This is a genomic window from Candidatus Enterococcus wittei, from assembly GCF_002140175.1.
Lineage (GTDB): Bacteria > Bacillota > Bacilli > Lactobacillales > Enterococcaceae > Enterococcus_B > Enterococcus_B wittei.
On sequence record NZ_NGMO01000001.1, the window covers coordinates 136969 to 146577 of the forward strand.

General features: G+C 34.9%; 9 protein-coding genes. 8 read left to right on the forward strand and 1 reads right to left on the reverse strand.

The window, feature by feature from the left end:
- Positions 1 to 137 precede the first annotated feature (137 nt).
- The 3 genes from A5844_RS00435 (at position 138) to bsh (ending at position 2324) form a co-directional block, all read left to right on the forward strand.
- Positions 138 to 548: an organic hydroperoxide resistance protein gene (locus A5844_RS00435; RefSeq protein ID WP_086283108.1), complete on the forward strand. Its 411-nt coding sequence runs from the start codon at positions 138 to 140 to the stop codon at positions 546 to 548.
- A gap of 46 nt (positions 549 to 594) precedes the next feature.
- Positions 595 to 1026: a MarR family winged helix-turn-helix transcriptional regulator gene (locus tag A5844_RS00440; RefSeq protein WP_086284054.1), complete on the forward strand. Its 432-nt coding sequence runs from the start codon at positions 595 to 597 to the stop codon at positions 1024 to 1026.
- A gap of 323 nt (positions 1027 to 1349) precedes the next feature.
- A complete protein-coding gene (gene bsh / locus A5844_RS00445) occupies positions 1350 to 2324 on the forward strand; it encodes a choloylglycine hydrolase (RefSeq protein WP_086283109.1) in 975 nt (324 codons plus the stop codon).
- Between the two features lie 130 nt (positions 2325 to 2454).
- Here bsh and A5844_RS00450 read toward each other — a convergent pair whose 3' ends face one another.
- A complete protein-coding gene (locus A5844_RS00450) occupies positions 2455 to 3762 on the reverse strand; it encodes an LPXTG cell wall anchor domain-containing protein (protein ID WP_086283110.1) in 1308 nt (435 codons plus the stop codon).
- 126 nt (positions 3763 to 3888) lie between these two features.
- Here A5844_RS00450 and A5844_RS00455 point away from each other — a divergent pair, with 126 nt between their 5' ends.
- From A5844_RS00455 to A5844_RS00475, 5 genes are all read left to right on the forward strand, one after another.
- Positions 3889 to 5433, forward strand: coding sequence for a helix-turn-helix domain-containing protein (locus A5844_RS00455; RefSeq protein WP_086283111.1), 1545 nt, complete (start codon positions 3889 to 3891; stop codon positions 5431 to 5433).
- A 440-nt stretch (positions 5434 to 5873) separates the two neighbouring features.
- Entirely contained in the window at positions 5874 to 6437 is a 564-nt protein-coding gene (ahpC, locus tag A5844_RS00460; protein WP_086283112.1) for an alkyl hydroperoxide reductase subunit C, read from the forward strand.
- A gap of 9 nt (positions 6438 to 6446) precedes the next feature.
- On the forward strand, positions 6447 to 7976 hold the full coding sequence (ahpF, locus tag A5844_RS00465; RefSeq protein WP_086283113.1) for an alkyl hydroperoxide reductase subunit F: 1530 nt from the start codon (positions 6447 to 6449) through the stop codon (positions 7974 to 7976).
- A 180-nt stretch (positions 7977 to 8156) separates the two neighbouring features.
- Complete coding sequence (locus A5844_RS00470; protein WP_086283114.1) at positions 8157 to 8507, forward strand: DUF2200 domain-containing protein; 351 nt, start codon at positions 8157 to 8159, stop codon at positions 8505 to 8507.
- Between the two features lie 70 nt (positions 8508 to 8577).
- Positions 8578 to 9102: a DUF308 domain-containing protein gene (locus A5844_RS00475; RefSeq protein ID WP_086283115.1), complete on the forward strand. Its 525-nt coding sequence runs from the start codon at positions 8578 to 8580 to the stop codon at positions 9100 to 9102.
- Positions 9103 to 9609: the final 507 nt, after the last annotated feature.

The following is a 9609-nucleotide window of genomic DNA, read 5'->3' on the forward strand; positions in this document are numbered from 1 at the left end:
ACCAGTTATCATTGATTCTGGTGGTTTATTTTTTATTTATTCTTCTTTATTTTTTCCTCAAACAAGTTATTTGCAAATCTCAATTATATTGCATACAATTTAATTGTTCAAAACATAATATGAAGGAGTGGTTTTTAATGAAAAAAATGTATTCAACAAAAATGATCAATACCGGTGGACGTTCTGGTGAAGTTCACAGCCCAGATAATTCTTTTAAATTGAACATTGCAGCACCTGGTAAACGTGTAGAAAATGCGACAAATCCTGAACAACTGTTTGCTGCCGGTTACAGTGCGTGCTTCAATAGTGCGTTAGAATTGATCAAAGGACAAAAAAATATCGATGGTGCATCAACTATTAGCGCACAAGTTTCTTTATATTCAGATGGTGAAGCAAGTTTCACTCTAGGGGTAGAAATCGAAGGTCATGTTGAAGGTCTTTCTTTGGATGAAACACAAGAATTGTTAGAAGCTGCTCATAAAGTATGTCCATATTCAAAAGCAACAGCTGGTAACATTGAAGTCACTTTAAAAGCAGTAGAAAACTAGATTTTCGCAATATACTGACAGGAAAATAAAAATGGAGGTGGTAAATTTGGAAGAGTTATTGTTAGAAAATCAATTGTGCTTTCCCTTGTATGCCACCTCTAAAGAAATTATTCGGTACTATGGTCCATTACTTAAACCATTGAATTTGACCTATACCCAATACCTTGTCATGTTAGTATTGTGGGAGAAGAAGCGAACAAATGTCAAAGAGTTAGGACACCTTTTATGTTTAGACTCAGGAACACTAACGCCTGTTTTGAAGAAATTAGCAGATAAAAACTATCTTGAGCGTAATAGAGAGCCATTAGATGAACGGATCTTGATCTTAACACTTACTCCTACAGGGGATGCATTACAAGAAAAAGCCAAAGATATCCCAACAAAGATCAAAGACTTTTTGCCTTTAGAACCAGAAGAGTTAACTTTATTGCTCCAATTAACTAAAAAAATGCTCGTTCATTTTGAGCAAGACAAATAATACGTTTGTATGTTGTTCTCTACAAACCTGTTTCACAAGTCAGATCCAACAAAAATAGTTCATTATTTTTGTTGGATCTGACTTGTTTTTTGTATCAATTATTTTTGTTTGCTTTGAATATTACTCCAATTATTTTCTTTACTACTGAGGAACTGATTATTGGATGAGCCCTCACTTTTCTTTTCGATAGATCAACAAAAAAGAGTAAAAAGTATTCAACAAACTCTAATGATGTTTGCTAAATTGTTCCTTGCCTTTTGGCTCGCAAAAAAAACTCAATTGTTCTAAAATAGTCCTAGATAAATGAAGGAGGCTAAATCAAGATGTGTACATCGATCACTTATACAACAAAAGATCATTATTTTGGACGTAACTTGGACTTAGATGTTTCCTACAACGAGCGGATCACCATCACCCCAAGAAACTTTCCCTTTAGCTATCGAAAGGTCTCTGACCAGCCTACACATTATGCAATCATTGGGATGGCAACAATAGTTGATAACTATCCTTTATACTTTGATGCCATGAATGAAAAAGGTCTAAGTATGGCTGGTTTGAATTTCCCTGGAAATGCTCATTTTTTTGAGGAAGATCCCAACAAAACGAATATCACACCCTTTGAATTTATTCCTTGGCTACTTAGCCAGTGTGAAAATGTTCAGGAAGCAAAAAAATTATTATCAGAAATCAATTTAGTCGATATCAACTTTAGTAAAGAACTTCCACTTTCTCCATTACATTGGATGTTAGCTGACCAAACATCCGCTATTGTTATTGAGTCTGTTGCTGAAGGATTGAAAATATATGATAATCCAATTGGTGTATTAACCAATAATCCAACATTTGATTATCAAATGTTTAATTTAAACAATTATCGCTACCTGTCTTCTAAAGTTTCTGACAATCATTTTTCAGATAAACTTGATTTATCTGTTTATAGTCGTGGGATGGGTGGTTTAGGCTTGCCTGGTGACCTATCCTCCGTTTCACGTTTTGTCAAAGCAACATTTACAAAATTGAATTCTGTATCGGGTGATTCAGAAGAAGAAAGTGTTAACCAATTTTTCCATATTTTAAAATCAGTAGAACAACAAAAAGGTTTATGTGATGTCGGTAACGGCCAGTTTGAATACACTATTTATTCCTCTTGCTGTAACATGGATCAAGGAATTTATTATTATACGACTTATAATAATAATCAAATTAGCGCAGTAAATATGCATAATGAAGATTTAAATAGCAACGAATTGATTACCTATCCATTGGTAGAACAAGAACAAATCAATTATATCAATTAGAACTGTCCTATTTAGCTAATGTCAATGTTTAAAGTATTAGAGATATTAAAAGACCTTAAAAACAGTGTGTACTGTTTTTAAGGTCTTTTAATTATAACTTTAGTTATTCAGGTTATATAAGAACTAGCTCTTACAAGAATTTTTTCCTTACTTTTTTAAAATTGAAGACTGCGGCACTCACCAACATCATACCAAACATCCATAAGAAAGAGTGAGAGTCTTCACCGGTCTTAGGTAATTGATTGGCTGTTGTATCTGTTTGTTCATTTGTTTCCAAGAAATCTTTATTGTTTATTTCATTAGTATTTTCATTTTTTCTCAACAATGAAGGCGTAGTTATTTCAATAAGCAAATCAGATGAACCCATTGCTGATCGTTCATTGGATTTTTCTCTTGTTTCTTTTGAGTGTTTTTTTATAACAGACTGAATTGTTCCTTCTTCATTCTCAGGTATTCCCTCTAAGGTTTTATCTTGAGTTCCACCTAATATTTCTCCTAGGTTCTCCCTTGGCATCTCTTTCGTTGTTTCTTCTGTTGTTTCATCTGGCATTTCTCCCGGTCTTTCTCCTGGAGTCTCCTCTGGCGTTTCACCTGGTGTTTCTTCGGGGGTCTCCCCTGGCGTTTCTCCTGGGTTCTCTCCTGGGGTTTCTTCTGGAGTCTCTCCTGGAATTTCTTCTGGGATTTCTCCTGGTGTTTCTTCTGGTCTTTCTCCCGGTGTTTCTCCTGGGTTCTCCCCTGGCGTTTCTCCTGGGTTCTCCCCTGGCGTTTCTCCTGGGTTCTCCCCTGGTGTTTCTTCTGGAGTCTCTCCTGGAATTTCTTCTGGGATCTCTCCTGGGGTTTCTCCTGGATTCTCCCCTGGCGTTTCTTCTGGGGTCTCTCCTGGTGTTTCTTCTGGAGTCTCTCCCGGTCTTTCTCCTGGATTCACTTCTTCCTCAAAGACATTATCGTTAGAGATCTTTTGTTCAATTGTTTGACGTTGGCTGTATGGAGTAAGATAATATCTGTCGTTCGGTTGACCATCTCCGACTTTCACTGTAAATAAAGCTGGTCTATTCAAAGCTTCACTCAAGGTGATTGTAAAATGAAAATAGGCTGTTTTATGATTGAACATCAACGTATTTGGATCATAATGGATGGTCAATGCCGGATCAACCTGCTCAAAGAAAACTGCTGACTGCAAAATAGGTTGCATATCACCGGAATAGTGAACCATGGCTTTTACTGTGACAGTTTCTCCAACGCCAATTTTTATGATACCTGAATTGGCTCCTGCATGTTCCTCTATAAATGAAATTCTGTTCACATTGGCCCATTTTGACTCCCTTGCTTGTTGTACAGCTGGATTTTCTTGAAGCGGTTCATCCATTTGACTAGCCTCTACAGGAATAGACAAACTCGCTAAAATCATAGAAGTCATTAGAACGTTTAAATATTTCATGAGAATTCATCCTTCCTTTTATTTTTTCGTCAAAAATAAGATAATATAAATTTGCTAAGCAGTTTTACTCTTTTTTTGTTCAAAATAAATAAATTTCCGATAAAAACTAACTGATGGAGGAATTTCATGCAGACACAAGAGGCTATAAAAAAGTTCTTATTAAAGAAAAAAAGCGTAACGAAACTAGAGATTTTTTTGTTTTTAACAGAACATCAATTTTTCATCACCACTCGCTATTTAGCAGACCATTTCGCTATGTCTGAGTCGAACCTCATCTTATATATCCAAGAACTTGAACAAGATTTTCTATCGTTAAATCTCGCAGAACTTTCTATCATCAATCAAAAAAAATTCCTTAAACTTGAGATTGACCAAGCTGATATTGCTAAGTGTTACTACCAATTATTTGGAAAATACTGTTTAGAATCAACGAATTTCCAAATTATAACTGCACTCTTAGAACACAATGCCAATTCAATCGTCAGTATCAGCCAACAGACAAATTACAGTGCTTCTTATCTTTATACAAAGATGAAGTCAATCAATCAATTTCTAGCACTTTATGGTATTTCTTTTAAGTTTTCTAGTAGAGGGAAAAAAATAATCACTGGCACCGAACTCCAAATCCAATATTGTTTTCTTGATGTGTATTGGACGATTTTTGCAAATACTACTCTGCCCTATGGTGAGGAAGAAAAAATGACGATTGACTTTACATTGAACACCTATTTTAAAAAGGATTTGTTGGAGAGTATGAATGGCGGAATGACTGACAAACTTTATTTGATATTAAAGATTTGTCACTATAACTTTCCGATGACTTCCTTGGAAAATGTCCAAAAAGAATTAAGTCAGTTTCAATATATTCATCGCCTAGTCGATCCAGATGTCGACATCTTGAATTCTCAGTTACCTCTTTGTTACGAACAACGGATACTAATCAATGTCTTAGCACGCTTAACGATTTCTCAGCTTGACAGCAACGAAAGAAGTATTCAACATTATCAAGAATTACTGAAAGCATCATTCCCTTACTTGCTTTACTCAAAAAAATTAGTGGAAGAATTTAGTCACTATTTCCAACTGGATATTCCCAAAAAACAAAAGATTCTTTACTCATTATCTTTTGCTATCATTCAACTCCATAATACTTTCTTAGATAGTGAACAGCCAAACACGCCTTTACCAACAGTGATGTTTTATCAAGAGCAAGAAAATTATCTAAAATTAGAGAACGCCATTGCACGTTTTTATCAAGAATTTAAATCCCAATATTGGGATTATCTTCCAAATTTTTTAGAAAAAGAGAACACACAATGGATTATCGAGGAATTATTCCATTTATACGATAGCTTTAAGAAACAGCCTACAATTGTGATTGGGATCAATTACACTAAAGATTTTTATATCAGCAAGGATCTGATGAACAAAATCCAACAGATATTTTCTACAGAATCGATTGTTATCCAAAGATATTATATGGAAGAATGCCATATTGTTATTAGTGATTCCCCATTAGACCATCTACCTTCCCATATAAAAAAAATCTACCTACTAAAAGGACTCATACAACCCAACGATTGGAAAAAAATCATTACCCAACTTGCTTTATGTATCTTTGAAATAAAGCAGACAAACGATTATTTAGATATTTTTGTACCAACAGAATAATCCTAATGAAATTTAGCATTTGTAAACAAGCTTAGTATTTAATAGACTTTACTACATGCTTTACTAATACACTGAATGAGGAAAAAACACCCTTTCTTGTCTTTTCCTCATTTTTTATTGCAGAGAATTACTATTTAAACAATAAAATAACGATTAAAATTTAAATATTTTGTATTCATCATAAAAAACACAATAAAACAGTGTCACTCCAGTAGGAAGAAAGTCTCCCTAACGATTTTAATAAACACTATAAATACTTGTATAGCAGTGTTTACGTTCTGGATCCATTCAAATAATGATAAGCTATTAGCGGCTCCTCCACCTCATATTTAACCTACCATTTTTAATAGACATTGTTAAAATAACAGGTTTTACGTTGACATTATAATTGATATCAAATTATAATAAATATAAATAAGAGGAAAATTGGAGGAATTATTATGTCATTGATTGGAAAAAAAATAGAAGATTTTCGAGCACATGCGTATCACAATGGTCAATTCACTGAAGTATCGAATGAAGATTTTACTGGTAATTGGAGCATCTTATGTTTTTATCCTGCTGATTTCACTTTTGTTTGCCCTACAGAGTTAGAAGACTTACAAGAGCAATACAAAGAATTGAAATCACTTGGTGTAGAAGTGTATTCCTGCTCTACTGATACTCACTTCACTCACAAAGCTTGGCATGATACTTCTGAAGCAATCGGAAAAATCGAATATACAATGATCGGTGATCCTGCTCATCGTATTTCCCAACTTTTCGATGTATTAGATGAAGAACAAGGATTAGCTCAGAGAGGCACATTCATCATTGATCCAGATGGGATTGTTCAAGCAATGGAGATCAACGCTGACGGAATCGGCCGTGACGCAAGCACTCTGATTGATAAAATCAAAGCTGCGCAATATGTCCGTACGCATCCTGGAGAAGTCTGTCCTGCTAAATGGAAAGAAGACGGTGAAACGCTAAAACCTAGTTTTGATTTAGTCGGAAAGATTTAGGTGTTGCTTATGTTAGATAATGAAACAAAACAACAATTCGCACAGTATTTAGATTTAGTCGAATCACCTATCGTCTTTTCTGTCAGCAAGGATACTACTCCTGATTCTAAAAAATTAGTGGGATTTATCACTGAAATCACTGAAATGTCTGAAAAATTCACGATCGAATATAACATACTATCGCGAACACCTAGCTTTGAAATCAATCGGAAAGGCACTCAAAGTGGTATTGCTTTTGCTGGAGTACCATTAGGTCATGAGTTTTCTTCTTTTTTGTTAGCATTACTTCAAGTGAGCGGGCGTAAACCTAAGATCAGCGAAACGTTGATCCAACAAATCAAACAAATCGATCGACCTTTACACTTTGAGACCTACGTAAGTCTAAGTTGCCACAATTGTCCTGATGTTGTTCAAGCATTGAATACTCTTGCTGTCCTGAACCCTATGATCACTCATACGATGATTGAAGGCAGCATGTATCAAAAAGAGGTTGACGAAAAACATATTATGGCAGTTCCTACGGTTGTTTTAAATGGCGAAGAATTCGGCAGTGGTCGTATGACGATTGAACAAATTATCGAAAAATTACTAGGTTCTTCTAAACCTGAAACCGTACTTTCAAATGAACTGTACGACGTTTTGATTGTGGGCGGAGGTCCAGCAGCAAGTAGCGCAGCAATTTATGCGGCTAGAAAAGGAATTCGTACAGGCTTGGTGGCCGACTCATTAGGTGGACAGGTCGTAGAAACTTTAGGTATTGAAAATATGATCGGTACCCCTTATACTGAAGGTCCTAAATTGATGAAACAAGTCGAAGCTCATTTACGGGAATATCCTATCGATCTGATGACCAATCAACGAGCTATCAAACTTGAAAAACAAGAAAACCAGGTGGAACTCCAATTAGAAAATGGCGGGTTACTAAAATCAAAAACAGCCATTATTGCTACAGGGGCACACTGGCGTTCTATTAATGTTCCTGGCGAACAAGAATTTAAAAATAAGGGAATTGCCTATTGTCCTCATTGTGATGGACCTTTATTTTCAGGTAAAGAGATTGCTGTGATCGGCGGAGGTAATTCTGGTGTCGAAGCCGCTATTGATCTTGCGAATATAGCCAAACATGTCTACGTCCTTGAGTTTCTGCCCGAACTAAAAGCAGATAAGATTTTGCAAGATAAATTAACCAGTTTAACGAATGTCACAGTCATCACCAATGTTGCGACTGAAAAAATCGTTGGTGATACAACAGTTACTGGTTTATCTTATACCGATCGCGTCTCTGGAAGCAATCATCAGTTAAATGTATCTGGAGTCTTTATATTGATTGGTCTTGTACCTAATACCGATTGGCTGAACGAAACGCTTGAATTAAATCAGCGTGGTGAGATTTTAACGAATAAAAATGGCGCCACTTCTATTGAAGGAGTATTTGCAGCCGGTGACTGTACAGACAGTTCTTATAAGCAGATCATCATCTCTATGGGATCAGGTGCTACTGCTGCCCTTGGTGCGTTTGATTATTTGATGCGTCAATAGATGTTTCATCATCCGCTATAAAACAAGTCACTATAGTACCTATGGTAGGTAAGATTCTCTAACAGTTCTAAAAATTATGATGCAAAACAAGAGATTGTTGTGACAGTCTCTTGTTTTTTCTTCTCTTCTCTACTCTTTTTTATGGATTAGTAATATAATTAGGTAAAAAGGAGAATCCTAATGACCGAACATCGAATTTTCACTACTAGTTTTGCCAGTGTTTATCCCCTTTATATCAAAAAAGCTGAGAGAAAGAATCGAACTAAAGAAGAAGTAGATACAATCATCTGCTGGTTAACAGGCTATAACTTAGAAGAATTAAAAGAACAAATTGCTACCGAACACGACTTTCGAACTTTCTTTGCACAAGCGCCTGCGCTAAACCCAAAACGTTCTCTGATCACTGGAACTGTCTGCGGCGTTAAAGTAGAAGAAATCAACGATTCATTAATGCGTGAAATTCGATATCTAGATAAATTGATCGATGAACTAGCAAAAGGCAAAAAAATTGAAAAAATCCTCAGAAATTGATCAAATAATATGTTATTAGTTGGTAAAAATCTTCATTACCGTTAGAATGGATGAAAGGAGGTTATGAAAAATGTTTGATATTATTCGTAGAAATTTTCAAAGATATGCATTTTTAAGAGCTGCTATTTACATCATTGCTGGATTAGCCATCATTGTTAGTCCAACTACTGTTTTTAATTTCATCGGCTATCTAATCACAGCTTATTTTGTTTTACTAGGAGTGATCAATCTGGTTGAAGCATATAAAAACAAGCAACGGACAGGAGTTTGGGGTTTTGCTTTAATTAGTGGTCTTGCCTTTTTAGTCATTGGTTTGATCGTTTTCTTATTTGCATCAGCAATTGTATCGATTTTACCAATCATTCTTGGATTGATCATTATTGCCAATGGTTGTTTACAATTGTTTATTGGCTTAAATACTCATTCTAAAGGGTGGAGCATTTACAGTATTCTATTGTTGATTGGTGGATTGATTCTCTTATTCAATCCGTTCCAAAGCTTGATGGTTCTTTTCCAAATCTTTGGTGGTATTTTACTACTGATGGGTATTTCTGAAATCATCACATTTTTCAAAGTTAGAAAAATGTATTCCTAAGTTTGAATGAACTCTTTAACTTAGTTTTAGGATCCCCATTGATTTATTGCATAAGAAGAGGCTAGATCTCATTTTCTAGCCTCTTTTTTATGTGATTTTCTATACTGACAATGCGTGTCTACTCTGAAAAAGCTCCAGACTTTGTCAAATTCATTAGTGTAAACTATTAACTTAAGTTGTCTTCGTTTTTAACTATTAGGTCGGGTTATAGAAAACATCGCTTTTTTTGTTTTTCATCATTCTTTCCATACAAAAAGTGTTTTTTCTCTATTCTTCTATTCAGCCTTGAATTTGAAAAGATCTCTTATCTTTTAGTCCTTCAATAGATCCAATTAAGATAATTTATGTTATTCTATAGGTGTATTCTATCTATTCATAGAAGTAATTATAAATTCTTTTTAATAATAGAAAGGATGAAGATAATGGAATTTATAGGTATTTTATGTCTGATATTAATCTCAACAACGATTGGCTCTCACTTATCGAGACGTTTTGGTATTCCAGCAG

What these genes read in the sequence shown, in the direction of transcription:
- A5844_RS00475 (WP_086283115.1), top strand. Translation starts at nt 8,578, where the DNA reads ATGTTTGATATTATTCGTAGAAATTTTCAAAGATATGCATTTTTAAGA.
- ahpC (WP_086283112.1), top strand. Translation starts at nt 5,874, where the DNA reads ATGTCATTGATTGGAAAAAAAATAGAAGATTTTCGAGCACATGCGTAT.
- A5844_RS00470 (WP_086283114.1), top strand. Translation starts at nt 8,157, where the DNA reads ATGACCGAACATCGAATTTTCACTACTAGTTTTGCCAGTGTTTATCCC.
- A5844_RS00450 (WP_086283110.1), bottom strand. Translation starts at nt 3,762, where the DNA reads ATGAAATATTTAAACGTTCTAATGACTTCTATGATTTTAGCGAGTTTG.
- ahpF (WP_086283113.1), top strand. Translation starts at nt 6,447, where the DNA reads ATGTTAGATAATGAAACAAAACAACAATTCGCACAGTATTTAGATTTA.
- A5844_RS00455 (WP_086283111.1), top strand. Translation starts at nt 3,889, where the DNA reads ATGCAGACACAAGAGGCTATAAAAAAGTTCTTATTAAAGAAAAAAAGC.
- A5844_RS00435 (WP_086283108.1), top strand. Translation starts at nt 138, where the DNA reads ATGAAAAAAATGTATTCAACAAAAATGATCAATACCGGTGGACGTTCT.
- bsh (WP_086283109.1), top strand. Translation starts at nt 1,350, where the DNA reads ATGTGTACATCGATCACTTATACAACAAAAGATCATTATTTTGGACGT.